This window comes from Aequorivita xiaoshiensis (genome assembly GCF_022008395.1).
GTDB classification, from domain to species: Bacteria; Bacteroidota; Bacteroidia; order Flavobacteriales; family Flavobacteriaceae; genus Aequorivita; species Aequorivita xiaoshiensis.
The window spans coordinates 1-17,261 of sequence record NZ_JAIRBB010000018.1 but is presented as its reverse complement, the minus strand read 5'-3'; the positions used below and the strand labels follow the sequence as shown (position 1 = coordinate 17,261).

Here is a 17,261-nt window from a genome sequence, read left to right as displayed (position 1 = left end):
GGATAAACTTCTCGCCTAAATGATATTTGTCTAAACAAAAAAAATCCCGACTTTATATCGAGATTTCTTTTTCAATTTGTGACTTGGCTGGGGCTCGAACCCAGGACCACCTCCTTAAAAGGGAGGTGCTCTACCAACTGAGCTACCAAGTCGTCCTTTTGTTGTTGCCTTTCTTTCGGTAGGCGGGTGCAAATATACTATCATTAATTTATACTTTCAAAACGAAATTGAATAAAATTTTAAATTAATTTTAAATTGCCTGAATTTCAGTAGGTCACGAATGCATTTTTTATTCTAATTTTGTCAAAACAAAGGGAATTATCTAAAATATAAGCGGTTTTCCCGCTTGAAAATGCTAATAATTTAATTTTAAAGGCAAATGAAAATTGTTTTAATAGGATATATGGGAAGTGGAAAATCTGCAATTGGTAAAAAACTAGCAGAAGTTTTAAATCTTCCTTTTAAAGATTTGGATACTGAAATCGAAAATAGAGAAGGAACTACTGTATCCGAAATATTTTCAAGCAGAGGAGAAATATATTTCAGAAAAATTGAAAATGCTATCCTAAAAGAGATCCTAGCCCTAGATGAAAGCTTTGTTTTAGCAACTGGCGGAGGTACGCCTTGTTACGCCGACTCTATTACAGTTCTTACCAATCGAGATAATGTAACATCGGTTTACCTAAAAGTGCCGTTAGAAGTGCTTACTGAGCGTTTGTTTTTTGAAAAAGATAGTCGCCCATTATTATCTCACCTCGAAACAAAAGAGTTGCTAAACGATTTTATTCGTAAACACCTTTTTGAAAGAGTGTACTACTACAATCAGGCCAATAAAATAGTTGAGGTTGAAGATAAAAGTATAGATGAAGTGGTTAAAGAAATAACTTCAACCTTATTCTAAAACAGCTCTGTCGTTATTCTTTTCAAATATCACTGAAACATTTTCATTTAAAGACGTTGAAAGCGAAATCCCTTTAAAATCTGCTTTTACAGGGTACTTTTTGTGGTTTCTATCTACTAGTACCGATGTTTTAAATTGCTTCAAGGGCACTTCTAAAAAATGTTTTATCCCGTAAATTAATGTTGTACCGGAGTGTAATACATCATCAACTAGTAAAAGTGATTTGTTTTTGTATTCTTCTGGCTTTAACGAAGTTTCAATCTTCGAAATAGGATTCTTCTTATCGATTTTCACTTCGCATAAAATTACTTTTATAGGAGAGATTTTTTCTAATTCGGTTTTTATCTTTTTTGCAAGTACATACCCATTGCCTATAATTCCAGCAATCACCACTTCTTTTTCATTTACATTAGTTTCATATACTTGATATGCTATTCTTTTTATTTTGTGAGCAATTTGCTTCTTATCCAAAATAATTGTATCTATTTCTTGCATCTACTATGTGTTTTTCAAAATTGTAACTATTCTATTTCGTCCTCTGGGGATTCTATAAAATCATCTAAATCTCTTCTGTCTTTTTTGGTTGGCCTTCCTACGCCTTTTTTTCGGTAATAACTCTTAGCATATTGAAGTAATTCATTTGTTTCAAAAGCTTCTTTTGGAGTAATATCGTTTCTGTAAAGTCCTACAAGTTTAGCCCCAACGCGACTTGGCGGTAAATCTAACACTTCAATTTGATAGTTTATCTGATTTTTTCGTAGCGTAATAACATCTCCTGGATAAACATCCCGAGAGGGTTTTACTATATCCCCATTTACACGTACAGCTCCTTTTTTACAAGCCTGAGTAGCCATGTTTCTGGTTTTTAAATACCGAACACACCATAAATACTTATCAATCCGCATACATTTATCCTAAAAACAACGTTAATATGATATACAAAAATAGGGGAAAATTGTATCTTGCGCCCACAAAATTGAGATGATGACAAAAATAAAATACGGACTTGCAATTTTAATTGCAATGCTAACTATTACTATTTCTTGTAAAAAGGATGAAGACGATGGCCCAGAGCCAATTCCGCCAAGAGAACGTGGAGCGGAAGCTATAAGAGCACAAGCTGAAATTGAAGAGTTTTTAGAAACACACTTTTATAACTACGAAGACTTTCAAGCCGATCCAGAAAACTTCAAATTAGTTTTTGATACTATCGCTGGTGAAAACGCTTCAAAAACGCCTTTAATTGAACAGGTTTCATATAAGGAAGTTATTGATGCTGTGGATATGGACGTAAAGTATAAATTATACTATTTAAAAGTTCGTGAAGGAGAAGGGGAGCGACCAAACTTCTCAGATTATACAATCAATACTTACGATGGAAGGTTTTTAAATCTTGAATTGTTTGATAACTCGGTAATTCCTGTGCGTTTTAGCCTGGTAGATGGTCCAAGTAGTCCTGGAATTATTAGAGGTTTACAACAAGCTATCATCGAGTTTAAAGGTGCTGGAAATGTAATTTCAAACCCCGACGGAACGCTTTCTTTTGAAGACTATGGTATTGGAGCTGTGTTTGTACCTTCTGGATTAGGGTACTATCAATATCCGCCAGCGGGAGATTTACTTCCATATGAGCAATTAATTTTTTCATTCGAATTATTTGCTTCTGAAGTAGCAGACCACGATAACGATGGAATCCCTTCGTACATGGAAGACTTAAACAACAATCAGATTCTTACTGATGACGATACCGACGACAACGGAGTTCCAAATTATCTAGATAATGACGATGACGGCGACGGTAGACTTACAGAGTACGAAATCGAAATTATTGACGGTGAAATCTTTTTCCCTGATACAAATGGGAACGGAATTCCAGATTATTTAGATCCAACAGTCTAAAATAACAAATTGTTTAGACAAAGAGAATAGATGCTTATAGCTTCTATATGTAACATCAAGTTTCATATCTTTTTCTAACGACAATTACATATAAAAAAATCCCCACTCTAAGGAAGTGGGGATTTTTTGTTTCTGATTGTATCGTATCGACTGCTATTTTCTAGCAATTACATTTTTAGCCGCAGCAACAATTGCTGAAGCATTTAAGCCGTATTTAGCCATTAGTTGTTCTGGCGTTCCCGACTCCCCAAAGGTGTCTTGAGTAGCAACAAACTCTTGTGGTGCTGGATGCTGAGTTGAAAGAACTCTTGCAACACTTTCTCCTAATCCACCAAGGTAGTTGTGTTCTTCTGCGGTAACTACACAGCCTGTTTTCTTAACGCTTTTTAATATTGCTTCGTCGTCCAAAGGCTTGATGGTGTGAATGTTTATTACATCGGCAGATATCCCATTTTCGTGTAAGGTTTCCGCCGCTTGTAAAGCTTCCCATACTAAATGGCCTGTAGCAACAATTGTCACATCAGTTCCTTCCTGAAGCTGAACAGCTTTCCCGATTTCAAACTTTTGATCGGCTGGAGTAAAGTTGGCCACTTTTGGTCTTCCAAAACGAAGGTAAACAGGTCCTTCATGCTCCACAACTGCAATGGTAGCAGCTTTGGTCTGATTGTAATCGCATGTGTTAATTACAGTCATTCCTGGGAGCATTTTCATTAAACCAATATCTTCTAAAATTTGGTGTGTTGCCCCATCTTCTCCTAAAGTAATTCCTGCATGTGAAGCACAAATTTTTACGTTTTTACCACTGTAGGCAACGCTTTGACGGATTTGATCGTAAACCCTTCCTGTAGAAAAGTTAGCAAAAGTTCCAGTGAAAGGTATCTTACCTCCAATTGTCATCCCGGCTGCAATTCCTATCATATTAGCTTCAGCAATTCCTATTTGGAAGAAACGTTCAGGATGATTTTTTTTAAATTCATCCATTTTAAGTGAACCTGTAAGATCTGCACAAAGCGCAACTACGTCCTTGTTTTTCTTTCCAAGCTCGGTAAGTCCGTCACCAAAACCTGATCGTGTATCTTTTTTGCCTGAATCTGTATATTTTTTCATCTCGATTTTTTTCAATTTTAATAGTCTCCTAAAGTTTCAGGATTCTGTGAAAGTGCATTTTCTAACTGCTCGTCGTTTGGCGCTTTCCCGTGCCAATCGTGAGTGTGCATCATAAAATCTACACCATTACCCATTACTGTATGTAAAAGCACACATACTGGTTTTCCTTTCCCAGTTTTTTCTTTGGCTTTTTTCATTCCAGTTATAACAGCTTCAATGTTGTTTCCTTCTTCAATATCCATTACATCCCAGCCAAATGCTTCAAACTTAGCTTTCATATTTCCTAAAGGAAGTACATTTTCTGTAGAACCGTCAATTTGTTGTCCGTTTAAATCGATAGTAACTATTAGGTTGTCCACTTTATTTCCTGCAGCGTACATAATTGCTTCCCAGTTCTGACCTTCTTGTAACTCACCGTCACCGCAAAGCGTGTAAACAAGGTGATTGTCGTTATTCAACTTTTTAGTTTGAGCAGCACCAATAGAAACTGAAATCCCTTGGCCTAAAGAGCCAGAAGCCATACGAACACCTGGCAACCCTTCGTGAGTAGTTGGGTGACCTTGTAAACGAGAGTTTAAAAGGCGGAAAGTGTTTAGTTCTTCTACTGGGAAATACCCAGAACGCGCTAAAACACTATAAAAAACTGGAGAGATATGTCCGTTTGAAAGGAAGAAGATATCTTCGTTTTCGCCGACCATAGAAAAATCATTGTTGTGATCCATTAATTCGTTGTAAAGTGCAACAAAAAATTCTGCACACCCTAATGAACCTCCCGGATGTCCCGAATTTACTTTGTGTACCTGTCGAAGAATATCTCTTCGTACCTGAATTACTAAATCTTCAAGTGCTTTGTAATCTGCCATAACATAGTTTAATTTTCAGCTTCAAAAGTAACCTATATAATAAGGGAAGCAAAATAGTAATATAACCTTTTATTAACGATTTAGCAGTTTTGTTAACATGCCATTCAAAACTGAATTCAAAATCCCGATTTCAGAATTATAAAGTTATCTTTGCATCCTCAATAAAAATAGCTGAATGCAGTTTAAATTAGAAGCCACAGATACACAAAGCAGCGCAAGAGCTGGAACTATTACTACAGATCACGGCGTTATTAAAACGCCAATCTTTATGCCTGTTGGTACCGTGGGTACTGTAAAAGGGGTGCATCAACGTGAACTTAAGGAAGATATAAACCCCGATATTATTCTTGGTAATACCTATCACTTGTACTTACGTCCACAAATGCCAATTCTTGAAAAAGCAGGCGGACTTCATAAATTTATGAACTGGGACCGAAATATCTTAACCGATAGTGGAGGGTATCAAGTGTATTCGCTTTCAGCAAATAGAAAAATTAAAGAAGAAGGGGTTAAGTTTAAAAGTCATATAGACGGGAGCTATCATTTTTTTACTCCTGAAAACGTGATGGAAATTCAACGTACTATTGGGGCCGATATCATAATGGCTTTTGATGAATGTGCGCCATATCCTTGCGATTATAACTATGCCAAACGCTCAATGCATATGACGCATCGTTGGTTGGATAGATGTATAAAACACTTAGATAAAACACCCTTAAAATACGATTACGACCAAACGTTTTTCCCGATAGTACAAGGGAGTACCTACAAAGATTTACGAAAACAATCGGCGGAATATATTGCTTCAGTTGGAGCAGAAGGTAATGCTATTGGTGGTCTTTCGGTGGGAGAACCTGCAGAAGAAATGTACGAAATGACCGAAATCGTCACGGATATTCTTCCAAAAGATAAACCTCGTTACCTTATGGGAGTAGGTACGCCAGTAAATATATTAGAAAATATCGCCCTTGGAATCGATATGTTCGATTGTGTTATGCCTACAAGAAATGGCCGTAATGGAATGCTTTTTACTTCTGAAGGAATAATAAATATCAAAAACAAAAAATGGGAAGCCGATCTTTCAGCGGTAGACCCAATGGGAATTACATGGGTTGATACTGAATATAGCAAGGCATATCTCCGTCATTTATTCACTGTAAATGAAATGTTAGGTCGACAAATTGCAACTATCCACAACCTTGGATTCTACCTGTGGTTGGTTCGCGAAGCCAGAAAACATATCTTAGCGGGGACATTTGCCGATTGGAAAAACGGGATGGTTAAAAAACTAGCTCAAAGACTCTAAACAATGCTTAGCATACTGGATAAATACATACTTAAAAGATATTTGGGCACTTTTACGCTCCTTTTATTGCTATTTATCCCTATCGGTATTGCAGTCCATCTCGCTGAAAAAATTGACAAAATTCTAGAGAATGAAGTGCCTTTAATGGAGGTTTTAATCTATCTCTATAACTTTACAATCTATTTTGCCAATTTACTTTTTCCGCTATTTCTATTCCTTTCAGTAATTTGGTTTACCTCAAAACTTGCGAATAATACCGAGGTTATTGCTTTTTTAAGTAGTGGAGTTTCGTATTCTAGATTTCTTAGGCCTTATTTAATTGGTGCGACAATCGTTTGTATCGCTGCCTTGGGGTTTAGTATGTACCTAGCGCCAAAAGCGAGTAAAGGCTTCAATGAGTTTTCTTATGAATACTTGAAGAAGGGAAGAAAAGATCGAGATCAAAGCAATGTTTACACACAAATAAACAAGAACGAATACATCTATGTAAGCTACTTTAATGTTGCTGAAAAGATTGGTAGTAACTTCACCTTAGAGCATTTTGAAGGGAATAAAATGACCTACAAAATCTCGGCTGGACAAATTAAGTACAACGAAGAAGATAGTACTTATTCCCTGTTTAACTACCGAAAACGCATAATAGGAGAAAATGAAGACATTCTGCAAACTGAACATAAATTAGATACAGTTTTCGCTTTTACTATGGAAGATTTAACGCCTGTAACTTATATAGCAGAAACACTTAATTTCTTCGAGCTAAACGACTTTATAGAGAAGGAAAAAGCACGTGGCTCTTCCTACATTAATCGATATGAAGTAGTGCGGTACAAACGTTGGAGTTTACCAGTTTCAGCTTATATCCTAACCATTATTGCCGTAGCAGTTTCCTCTGTAAAAAGACGTGGTGGAATGGGACTCAACCTCGCAATTGGAATTAGTATCGGGATGATATTTGTTTTTTTCGATAAGGTGTTTGGTACTATGGCCGAACAAAGTGACTTCTCTCCTTTAGTCGCCACTTGGTTTCCAAACTTTGTATTTGCAATATTGGCCATTTATCTGTTGAGAAATGCGAAACGATAAGCTACTTAATTATCTCCATCTTCATTTTATAATATTTATATGGGGATTTACCGCTGTATTAGGGGCTTTAATTTCCTTAGAAGCAATACCATTAGTATGGTACAGAATGTTATTAGCTACAATAATAATTTTTGCTTTTCTGAAGTTTAAAAAAGAAAAACTCAACTTCTCCTTAAAAACACTCTCGGGCTTTGCACTCGGAGGTATTATAATAGCCTTGCATTGGCTTACTTTTTTTGGTGCGATAAAGGAATCGAATGTATCGGTAACGCTTGCTGTGCTTTCAACTGGAGCTTTTTTTACATCAATCTTAGAACCGTTAATTTACGGTAGAAAAGTGATTTTATACGAAGTATTATTCGGGTTGGTAGTAGTAGCAGGACTTTATGTTATATTCGATGTGGAAGCTTCCTATACCCTAGGAATTGTATTGGCGCTAATATCAGCATTTCTAAGTGCCTTGTTTTCGGTTATTAATGGGAAATTTGTACTAAAACACAAAGCATCGGCTATTTCATTCTATGAGTTGATGTTCGGCGTTTTAGGGATAACAATTTATTTGGCTTTTTCAGGAAGTTTTACAGCCGATTTTTTCAAGGTATCTGCCCACGATTGGATGTACCTTTTAATTTTAGCTTCAGTGTGTACAGCGTATGCTTTTATTGCGTCGGTACACGTAATGAAATGGATAAGTCCTTATACGGTTATGCTTAGCATTAATATGGAACCTGTATACGGTATTATTTTAGCGCTTATTATTTTAGGTGATTCAGAAAATATGAGCCCTCAGTTTTATTATGGAGCTTTAATTATCTTAGTTACAGTAGTTGCAAATGGCATCATTAAAATAACACAAGAAAGAAAAAGACGAAGATTGTCTAACCTCTAAAACAAAATTTTATCTTTGTACACCAACCTTTATAAAAAGAAGGAAATATATTATGGAATATCTTGATTTTGAACTCCCTATTAAAGAATTGCAAGAGCAGTATGAAAAAGCCTGTCTTATTGGAGAAGAGAGCGAAGTAGACGTATCCAATACTTGCAAACAGATTGAAAAGAAATTAAAGGATACTAAGAAAGAAATATATAAAAACCTTACGCCTTGGCAGCGTGTTCAACTTTCTCGTCATCCAGATCGTCCATATACAATGGATTATATAAATGCTATTTGTGGTGATACATTTTTAGAGCTTCATGGTGATCGTAGTTTTAAAGATGACAAAGCAATGGTAGGTGGCTTGGGAAAAGTAGGCGACCAAAGTTTTATGTTTGTGGGTCAGCAAAAGGGTTACAACACCAAAACACGTCAATATAGAAACTTTGGGATGGCCAATCCTGAAGGATACAGAAAAGCTTTACGCCTTATGAAGTCGGCCGAAAAGTTTAATGTACCTGTAGTTTGTTTTGTAGATACTCCAGGAGCATTTCCAGGACTTGAAGCTGAAGAAAGAGGTCAAGGAGAAGCAATTGCTAGAAACATTTTAGAAATGACACGCCTAAAAGTGCCAATCATCGTAATTATTATAGGTGAAGGTGCTAGTGGTGGTGCCTTAGGAATAGGAGTAGGTGATAAAGTATTAATGCTCGAAAACACTTGGTACTCTGTTATATCTCCAGAGAGTTGTTCTTCTATTTTATGGAGAAGCTGGGAGTTTAAAGAACAAGCAGCAGATGCTTTAAAACTTACCGCCAAAGACATGAAAAAATTAAAGCTTATCGATGAAATTGTTAAGGAACCTTTAGGGGGCGCACATAGCAACCGAACAGAGACTTTTAAAACCGTTTCTAAAGCAATTGTTAAGACTTACGATGGATTAAAAATGTTATCCCCAACCGATTTGGTAAAAAAGAGAATGGATAAATATTTAGAAATGGGTGAGTTTAAAAGTTAAAACTAACTATAGCTTAGCATACCGTAAATCCGAAGTGCAATCTTCGGATTTTTTTACGGGTTATCAACAACAAAACATAGTTTTCAACAGTTAAATTGTTGATGAACAGTTAATATCGTACCTTATAAAACCAATCCTTTCTCTTAACATTTTATTTACATTCGCATAATGGAACAAATCAAATCTCAAACTAAATTTTCAAAACGATCTGCTCAAGTAATTTCTCTTGAAAAAGGGAAGATACCGCCACAAGCCGTTGATTTAGAGGAGGTTGTGCTTGGGGCGTTGATGATTGATAAAAAAGGAGTCGATGAGGTTATTGATATTCTTCACGCAGATGTTTTTTACAAACAAGCACACCAATTCATCTTTGAAGCTATATATGAACTGTTTGAAGACAGTCAACCAGTCGACTTATTAACCGTTTCTAGCCAACTTAAGAAGAATGGAAAAATAGAATTGATTGGAGGCGAATATTACCTCATTCAACTAACTCAAAAAGTATCTTCTTCGGCGCACATTGAGTTTCACGCACGCATTATTCTTCAGAAATATATTCAGCGAAGTTTGATTAAAATTTCAAATGAAATTATTGAAGAATCATACGACGAGAGTACAGATGTTTTTGATCTTTTAGATACTGCAGAAGCAAAATTATACGAAGTAACTCAAGGTAATATTAAGCGTTCTTCCGAAACGGCTCAGAGCCTTGTAATACAAGCTAAAAAACGAATTGAAGAAATAGCAAATAAAGAAGGACTCTCGGGTGTACCTTCTGGCTTTGCTAAAGTTGATGAACTTACATCGGGTTGGCAGCCTAGTGATTTAATTATTATTGCAGCTCGTCCTGGTATGGGTAAAACGGCACTAACGCTTTCTATGGCACGAAATATGGCCGTTGAACACAATATTCCTGTTGCATTTTTCTCGCTGGAAATGTCGTCTGTACAGCTTATCACAAGACTTATCTCATCTGAAACACAACTGAGTTCAGAAAAACTAAGAACAGGAAATCTTGAAAAACACGAATGGGAACAGCTTAACGTAAAAGTAAAAGGTTTAGAGAAGGCACCGCTATTTATTGATGATACGCCATCACTATCTATTTTCGATTTACGTGCAAAGGCTAGAAGACTTTCATCCCAACACGGAATTAAACTTATAATAATAGATTACTTGCAATTAATGACTGCCGGGGGAACTCAAAAAGGAGGGAATCGTGAGCAGGAAATTTCAACAATTTCTCGTAACCTGAAAGCACTGGCTAAGGAATTGAACGTTCCTGTAATTGCACTTTCTCAGCTATCTCGTGCTGTTGAAACTCGTGGAGGTAGTAAACGTCCCTTACTTTCCGATCTACGTGAATCTGGAGCGATTGAGCAGGATGCCGATATTGTATCTTTTATCTATCGTCCAGAATATTACAAAATTGACGAATGGGATGACGATGAGCATTCACCAACTGCAGGACAGGCCGAATTTATCGTAGCTAAGCACCGTAACGGTGGTTTAGATGAAATTCGTCTTAAGTTCGTAGGAAATCTAGGTAAATTTGAGAACCTAGAGTCGTTTATCACGCCTACAGAAATTCATTCAAGAATGAACGATGCAGCAAATGACGATAGTTTTAATCCGCAAAACCTTCCATCGCCAAATGAAGCTTTTGGAAGTTCGATGAACGATGACTTTTCTTCCTTAGAAGATAATGACGTTCCTTTTTAAGACTTAGTAGAAAACTTTTCAATAAAGAAAAAAGGATGGAACGCAATTTATGTTCCATCCTTTTTTTTGGTGTTTAATTAATATTCATCCTTTGACTTTCATAGATTACGAATAGTAAAAAGATAGTTACTTAGTCTGAAATTCAATTTTTTAGACATAAAACTTCTTTCTTGAAACTAAACGATATTATATTTTATCAACGTTCTGGCTTAAAATTTGTTACTATATTTGAGCTATGATCAAAAAAATCTCCTTTCTGTTTCTGTTTTTATTTTCTTTAAATGCTTTTGCATCTTATATCCTTATTCCTATGGATGCCGAAAGTCAGAAAGAACACCTAAAAGCCTATGGAATTACCTATTGGGTACTCGAAAAACAACAAAAAGTAAAGTGGTTACTAAACTATAGAGGAGGATCTTTTTTACTTCCCGATACTGCAGAAACTCAAAAAGAATGTCAGATTAGAGGGGTTTCTTATGAGGTGTTATCCGACAGTAAAACAGAACAAATTCTGCTTGATATTAGCAGCCCTTCAAAAAACATGGATGCTGTGGTCCTTGAGAAAGCTCCAAAAATTGCAGTTTATACCCCAAAAGGGAATTTACCTTGGGATGATGCAGTAACTATGGTGCTTACTTATGCCGAAATACCTTATACCACTGTCTATGACGAAGAGGTTTTAAGCGACCAATTGATACTTTACGATTGGCTGCATTTACACCACGAAGATTTTACGGGGCAATATGGAAAGTTTTATAGGGCGTATCGTTCTGCTCCTTGGTATATAAAAGAAAAGAGAAAAGCCGAAGAGCTCGCTGCAAAATTAGGCTACAATAAGGTGTCTGAACAAAAACTAGCTGTCGCTAAAAAAATTAGAGATTACGTTATAGGTGGCGGGTTTATGTTTGCAATGTGTAGCGCTACTGATAGTTTTGATATAGCACTTTCTGCTGAAGGTGTAGATATTTGTGAGCCTATGTTTGATGGGGATCCGAGCGAACCAGGATATCAGAGTAAAATTGATTATAGTAAGACCTTTGCTTTTACCGATTTTGTATTAGAGCGAAGCCCTATGGTTTATGAGTTTTCTAGTATTGATATGACTACCAAACGCAAGGTTAAAAAGGAAACAGATTATTTCTCCCTTATGGATTATTCAGCAAAGTGGGATCCAATCCCAACCATGCTCTGTCAAAACCACACCTCTTTAGTGAAAGGATTTATGGGGCAAACTACGTCTTTTGCAAGAGATCAAATTAAATCTAACGTACTTGTAATGGGTGAAAATAAATCGAATGGGGAAGCGCGTTATATACACGGAATAAAAGGAAAGGGGTTCTTTACTTTTTTTGGAGGTCACGATCCCGAAGATTATCAACATAGAGTAGGGGATGCACCTACCGAATTAGCCTTACATCCTAAATCTCCTGGATACAGACTTATTTTAAATAACGTATTATTTCCTGCAGCAAAGAAGAAAAAACAGAAAACCTAATATAGTTTTTTAGTGAGTTTTATTTTGAAAGTGATTCGTAATACGCTTTAGGAGGCAGAACCATTATTTCAACTCTGCGATTTAGTTGTTTATTTTCTTGGGAATCATTTGGAACTCGTGGCTTGCTTTCTCCATAAGCCTTTACTTCAAAATTGAATCTATCGTAGTTTTCACTGGCCGCTTTTAGACGCTCTTTAACAGACATACATCGGTTTTTTGACAATTCGATATTATACGCATCAGTCCCATCACTATCAGTATGACCTTCAATTAAAATAGTAGCGCTTGGGATTTCATCTAAAACTCTTGAAATGGAATCTATTGTTTTAGTGGCTGTTTCTTTTAAATCAAATTTATCCACTCCAAAAAGTACATCAGCAGCGATATCTAATTTTACAACGCTATTTATTGCAGCTACAGCATCAATATCGGCACCGGCGGTTTTGCTTCTACATAAATCTTTAAGGTCTGTCAAGCGTAAATAATAAAAAATAGTATTGTTGTCTATCCCCTCATCGGATAGGTCGATGCAAGATTTTCCACCTTTAGTTTTACCAGCATAAATCCAATTTTCACCATCTGCAGAAACTTCAACGATAGCGGTTTCTTTGGAAGGTCCAACTTCAAAAATATACAAGTCGTCTCCTTCTAAGTTCATAAACCCGTTGTTAGTGAATTTTACCACCAAGACACCTCCACATCCTAACGACACGAAATCTGCTTTTTCATATTTGGTGTAATTTGGTTCGTGAAGGGCTTGAGAACTGTCTCTAAACTCCTTAAATGGTTTTGGATTGCCGAGTGTAAAGGATACAACTTCATCAGCAAAAGAAATTTTACCTAAAGGAATATATACACTGGAGCCATTAGAATCGTGATAAGTGGTTTTTAATTGAGCATTTATTTCGGTGTACGAAAACAGGGAGAAAAGAAGAATTATCTTGACAAAAAGTTTCATTAATATGCTTTTAGCTAAGATAAACATTATAAAACAATAGCTGTAAAATAAAAAAACCGCTTCATTGCTGAAGCGGTTTTTATACGAAATAATATAGTTATTGTCTTATTTTACTTTCTTTACGATTGCGGCAAAAGCCTCAGGATGATTCATAGCCAAATCTGCTAAAACCTTACGGTTTAATTCGATTCCACTATTCTTTAAACTTCCCATAAATTGTGAATAAGACATTCCATGCTGTCTTGCACCCGCATTGATACGAGTAATCCAAAGAGATCTAAAATTTCTCTTCTTAACACGACGGTCACGGTATGAGTATTGCATCGCCTTATCTACAGCGTTTTTAGCAACAGTCCATACATTTTTACGTCTTCCAAAGTAACCTTTGGCTTGTTTAAGAACCTTTTTTCTGCGGGCTCTCTTCGCAACTGAATTTACTGATCTTGGCATAATTTTAATTTTTTTTGTAGCAGGCGATTCTTTAATTCTGATCCCGATAACAAACGGGGCTGAATTTTGAATTCTTTATAAAAGCACTACTCCAGGGTTTAAATAATTTGTTTTAACCGATTAAGCTAATTACTTCAATCGAAGCATTTGCTTAATATTATTTTCATCGGCCTCATGAACTAGCGCCATTTTGGTCAATGCTTTTTTACGTTTTTTGCTCTTCTTTGTTAAGATATGGCTTTTAAACGCATGCTTTCTTTTAATTTTACCAGTACCTGTAAGCTTAAAACGCTTCTTAGCACTAGATTTTGTCTTTTGTTTAGGCATGTTTTCTTATTTATTTATTATTTCGCATTATTATTACATTCGGTTTCTTCAAAAAACCGAAGTTTTACATCATTTGTTGGTAATCAATACTTAATTGTTATTGATTATTTCTTCTTAGGAGCAATGAACATAATCATTCGCTTACCCTCAAGCTTTGGCATTTGCTCTACTTTCCCGTACTCTTCTAAATCACGCGCAAGACGCAAAAGTAAAATCTCACCTTGGTCTTTATAAATAATTGAGCGGCCTTTAAAGAATACATAAGCTTTTAACTTAGCGCCATCCTCCAAAAACTTAATACCGTGTTTCTTTTTGAATTCGTAATCGTGATCATCCGTGTTTGGTCCAAATCTAATTTCCTTAATGGTAACCTTAGATGCTTTTGCTTTTAAGGATTTCTCACGTTTCTTCTGTTCGTAAACAAACTTCTTATAGTCTATTACCTTACAAACAGGTGGGTTTGCATTTGGTGATATTTCAACTAGATCAAGTTCTTGCTCTGCCGCTATTTCACGAGCTTTTTTTAAAGGATAAACTCCTATCTCTACATTGTCTCCAACAAGGCGTACTTCTTCAGCACGAATCTTTCCGTTGATTCGGTGTTGATCTTCCTTAATTACCCTTGCAGGTCCTCTACTTCTTTTTCTTCGTATTGCTATGGCTTAAAATATTTAGTTAAACATTAAATTCTATCGATTCTTCTTTTATTTCTTTCTGAATCAATTCTGAAAAGGCTTTTACAGACATTGTCCCTAAATCACCTTCCCCATGCTTTCGTACAGAAACCGTACCATCTTTTTCTTCTTGTTCTCCTACAATCAGCATATAAGGGATTTTATTCATTTCTGCCTCCCTAATTTTCTTACCGATGGTCTCACTTCTGTTATCAGCAAGGGCGCGAATTTCGTCATTTTCAAGCAAATTTAAAACTTTTTGGGAGTATTTTTCATATTTTTCACTTAAAGATAAGATACTTACCTGTTCTGGCATTAACCAAAGAGGGAAATTTCCACCCGTATGTTCTAATAAAATTGCTACAAATCGTTCCATGCTACCAAAAGGCGCGCGGTGAATCATAACCGGGCGGTGCATTTCATTGTCACTTCCCTTGTATTCTAATTCAAAACGTTCTGGTAGTGTGTAATCTACTTGAATAGTTCCTAACTGCCAACTTCTTCCTAAAGCATCTTTAACCATAAAGTCTAGTTTAGGTCCGTAAAACGCAGCTTCACCTTCTTCGACTACGTAATCTAGATTCTTGTCTTTAACAGCATTGATGATAGCTTGCTCTGCTTTTTTCCAAAGTTCAGGTCTTCCTATGTATTTTTCAGGCTTTTCTGGATCTCTCAACGATACTTGTGTTGTAAAGTTTTCAAATCCTAACGAGCCAAATACGTAAAGTACAAGGTCGATTACTTTTTTAAACTCTTCATCAAGTTGATCTGGTGTACAGAAAATGTGAGCGTCATCCTGAGTAAAACCTCTTACACGCGTTAAACCGTGAAGTTCTCCACTTTGTTCATAGCGATACACGGTTCCAAATTCTGCAAAACGCTTAGGTAAATCTTTATAAGACCACGGCTTGCTGTTGAATATCTCACAGTGGTGAGGGCAGTTCATTGGTTTAAGCAAAAACTCTTCTCCTTCGTGAGGGGTTAGTATAGGTTGAAAACTATCTGCGCCGTATTTTTCATAATGACCAGATGTCATATATAATTCTTTGTGACCGATATGTGGTGAAACTACCATTTCATAACCGGCTCTTTTCTGAGCCTTCTTTAGGAAATTCTCAAGTCTTTCACGTAAAGCTGCTCCTTTTGGAAGCCATAATGGCAGACCTTGACCAACCTTTTGCGAAAATGTGAAAAGCTCTAATTCTTTTCCAAGTTTTCTGTGGTCGCGTTTTTTAGCTTCTTCTAGTAACTGTAAGTATTCAGTTAAGTCCTTTTGTTTAGGAAAACTAATGCCATAAACACGAGTAAGCTGTTTGTTGTTTTCATCACCCCTCCAGTATGCTCCTGCAATACTCATTAGTTTGATGGCTTTTACAATTCCAGTGTTTGGAATGTGTCCCCCGCGGCATAAATCGGTGAAGTTATCGTGATCGCAGAAAGTAATACTTCCGTCCTCAAGGTTTTCAATAAGCTCTACTTTATACTCGTTGTTTTGTTTTTTATAGTATTCTAATGCATCTGCTTTAGAAGACTCGCGAATTGAAAATTCGTGCTTGCCTCTAGCAATTTCAAGCATTTTGTTTTCAATTCCTTTCAGGTCTTTATCAGAAATAGTTATGTCTCCAAAATCTACATCGTAATAAAAGCCGTTTTCAATTGCTGGACCAATAGTAAGTTTGATTCCAGGGTATAATTGTTCTAGTGCTTGTGCAAGAATATGTGCTGTAGAATGCCAAAACGCCTTTTTACCTTGGTCATCTTTCCACGTATATAGTACAAGGTTTCCGTCCTGTGTTAACGGGGTGGAAGTTTCTACGGTTTGCTTATTAAAGGAAGCCGAAATTACATTTCGTGCAAATCCTTCACTTATGCTTTTAGCTACATCCATTGGAGTAACTCCTGCTTCAAAATGCTTTACACTTCCATCTGGTAGGGTAATGGCTATCATATGTTGAAAATTTTAGGCTGCAAAGATACTATTAGTTTAGGCGTTTTGCAATATTCGTTTTGTGGTTTCTTATGAGAAAATAATAGTATTATAATATAACGTTGCCAATTGCTGCGTGGGAATATATATGGTATAATCAAATCATTATTTTGAAGTTAATACTTGCCATTATATAGTGTGTTTGGAAGTGTTTAATGAGTAACATCTATTGATTACTTAAATTTCTGAATTGTGGGTTTATACCCGAAGTGAGTTTTGCAACTTTCTGTCTGTTTTAGAATAGTAGAATGTTTGGTTGTTGATGAGGATCTTTTAGATTTAGCTATATGATGTATAAGAAACTGATGTTATTTGTTCTGTTTTTCGGAAGTCTAGGTAATGTGATTTTACTTGTAAATACTGGGGTTAATAGGGTTTTAATAGGGTTTAGTTTTAATAGAGTTTTCTATAGTATATATATTAAGGTATAAGTTAATGAAATTTATTTTTAATTCTAAGTATTGCTTTTTCAGGTGCTTAGCTATTATTATTAATCTTGCATTAAAAAAAGTTTAAATTAATGTTGTGGGGTTAAAAAACGGAGTTATATTTGCACCCGCTTAACGAAACAGAATTGTTTGTTTCAAGGGTTAA

The 17,261-nt window shown here is 36.0% G+C and carries 17 protein-coding genes and 1 tRNA gene; 8 read left to right on the top strand and 10 right to left on the bottom strand.

Annotated elements, in window-relative coordinates:
- Positions 1 to 79: 79 nt before the first annotated feature.
- Positions 80 to 152 (bottom strand) — tRNA-Lys (locus K8344_RS13240).
- A 227-nt stretch (positions 153 to 379) separates the two neighbouring features.
- On the opposite strand from K8344_RS13240, the gene K8344_RS13235 reads away from it, so the two are divergent.
- A complete protein-coding gene (locus K8344_RS13235) occupies positions 380 to 901 on the top strand; it encodes a shikimate kinase (RefSeq protein WP_237609154.1) in 522 nt (173 codons plus the stop codon).
- Here K8344_RS13235 and K8344_RS13230 read toward each other — a convergent pair.
- Entirely contained in the window at positions 893 to 1,396 is a 504-nt protein-coding gene (locus K8344_RS13230; RefSeq protein WP_237609153.1) for a phosphoribosyltransferase family protein, read from the bottom strand. The genes K8344_RS13235 and K8344_RS13230 overlap by 9 nt on opposite strands.
- 26 nt (positions 1,397 to 1,422) lie before the next feature.
- On the bottom strand, positions 1,423 to 1,806 hold the full coding sequence (locus K8344_RS13225) for an RNA-binding S4 domain-containing protein (RefSeq protein ID WP_237609152.1): 384 nt from the start codon (positions 1,804 to 1,806) through the stop codon (positions 1,423 to 1,425).
- 76 nt (positions 1,807 to 1,882) lie between these two features.
- Here K8344_RS13225 and K8344_RS13220 point away from each other — a divergent pair, with 76 nt between their 5' ends.
- Positions 1,883 to 2,800, top strand: a complete 918-nt coding sequence (locus K8344_RS13220) for an FKBP-type peptidyl-prolyl cis-trans isomerase (protein ID WP_237609151.1) — start codon at positions 1,883 to 1,885, stop codon at positions 2,798 to 2,800.
- Positions 2,801 to 2,953: 153 nt separating this feature from the next.
- Here the strand turns inward: K8344_RS13220 and K8344_RS13215 are convergent, their stop codons facing one another.
- Both K8344_RS13215 and K8344_RS13210 read right to left on the bottom strand, forming a co-directional pair.
- A complete protein-coding gene (locus K8344_RS13215; protein WP_237609150.1) occupies positions 2,954 to 3,907 on the bottom strand; it encodes a transketolase family protein in 954 nt (317 codons plus the stop codon).
- A 17-nt stretch (positions 3,908 to 3,924) separates the two neighbouring features.
- Entirely contained in the window at positions 3,925 to 4,770 is an 846-nt protein-coding gene (locus K8344_RS13210; protein WP_237609149.1) for a transketolase, read from the bottom strand.
- Between the two features lie 175 nt (positions 4,771 to 4,945).
- Here K8344_RS13210 and tgt point away from each other — a divergent pair, with 175 nt between their 5' ends.
- From tgt to K8344_RS13180, 6 genes are all read left to right on the top strand, one after another.
- Positions 4,946 to 6,076: a tRNA guanosine(34) transglycosylase Tgt gene (gene tgt, locus K8344_RS13205; protein ID WP_237609148.1), complete on the top strand. Its 1,131-nt coding sequence runs from the start codon at positions 4,946 to 4,948 to the stop codon at positions 6,074 to 6,076.
- Between the two features lie 3 nt (positions 6,077 to 6,079).
- Positions 6,080 to 7,159, top strand: coding sequence for an LptF/LptG family permease (locus K8344_RS13200; RefSeq protein ID WP_237609147.1), 1,080 nt, complete (start codon positions 6,080 to 6,082; stop codon positions 7,157 to 7,159).
- On the top strand, positions 7,146 to 8,048 hold the full coding sequence (locus tag K8344_RS13195; RefSeq protein ID WP_237609146.1) for a DMT family transporter: 903 nt from the start codon (positions 7,146 to 7,148) through the stop codon (positions 8,046 to 8,048). Before K8344_RS13200 ends, K8344_RS13195 begins: the two co-directional genes overlap by 14 nt.
- Before the next feature lie 52 nt (positions 8,049 to 8,100).
- Positions 8,101 to 9,054, top strand: coding sequence for an acetyl-CoA carboxylase carboxyltransferase subunit alpha (locus K8344_RS13190; protein ID WP_237609145.1), 954 nt, complete (start codon positions 8,101 to 8,103; stop codon positions 9,052 to 9,054).
- Positions 9,055 to 9,222: 168 nt separating this feature from the next.
- Complete coding sequence (gene dnaB / locus K8344_RS13185) at positions 9,223 to 10,776, top strand: replicative DNA helicase (RefSeq protein WP_237609144.1); 1,554 nt, start codon at positions 9,223 to 9,225, stop codon at positions 10,774 to 10,776.
- 235 nt (positions 10,777 to 11,011) lie between these two features.
- Complete coding sequence (locus K8344_RS13180; protein ID WP_237609143.1) at positions 11,012 to 12,271, top strand: asparagine synthetase B; 1,260 nt, start codon at positions 11,012 to 11,014, stop codon at positions 12,269 to 12,271.
- A 19-nt stretch (positions 12,272 to 12,290) separates the two neighbouring features.
- Here the strand turns inward: K8344_RS13180 and K8344_RS13175 are convergent, their stop codons facing one another.
- The 5 genes from K8344_RS13175 to thrS all read right to left on the bottom strand — a co-directional run bounded on the left by K8344_RS13175 (position 12,291) and on the right by thrS (position 16,628).
- Entirely contained in the window at positions 12,291 to 13,229 is a 939-nt protein-coding gene (locus tag K8344_RS13175; protein ID WP_237609142.1) for an OmpA family protein, read from the bottom strand.
- Between the two features lie 105 nt (positions 13,230 to 13,334).
- The gene (rplT, locus tag K8344_RS13170; RefSeq protein WP_237609141.1) at positions 13,335 to 13,679 is read right to left on the bottom strand and encodes a 50S ribosomal protein L20; all 345 of its coding nucleotides are present in this window, start codon (positions 13,677 to 13,679) and stop codon (positions 13,335 to 13,337) included.
- 129 nt (positions 13,680 to 13,808) lie between these two features.
- The gene (gene rpmI / locus K8344_RS13165; protein ID WP_185099648.1) at positions 13,809 to 14,006 is read right to left on the bottom strand and encodes a 50S ribosomal protein L35; all 198 of its coding nucleotides are present in this window, start codon (positions 14,004 to 14,006) and stop codon (positions 13,809 to 13,811) included.
- A 104-nt stretch (positions 14,007 to 14,110) separates the two neighbouring features.
- Complete coding sequence (gene infC, locus K8344_RS13160; RefSeq protein WP_262710122.1) at positions 14,111 to 14,623, bottom strand: translation initiation factor IF-3; 513 nt, start codon at positions 14,621 to 14,623, stop codon at positions 14,111 to 14,113.
- Between the two features lie 58 nt (positions 14,624 to 14,681).
- The gene (gene thrS / locus K8344_RS13155) at positions 14,682 to 16,628 is read right to left on the bottom strand and encodes a threonine--tRNA ligase (RefSeq protein WP_237609140.1); all 1,947 of its coding nucleotides are present in this window, start codon (positions 16,626 to 16,628) and stop codon (positions 14,682 to 14,684) included.
- Positions 16,629 to 17,261: the final 633 nt, after the last annotated feature.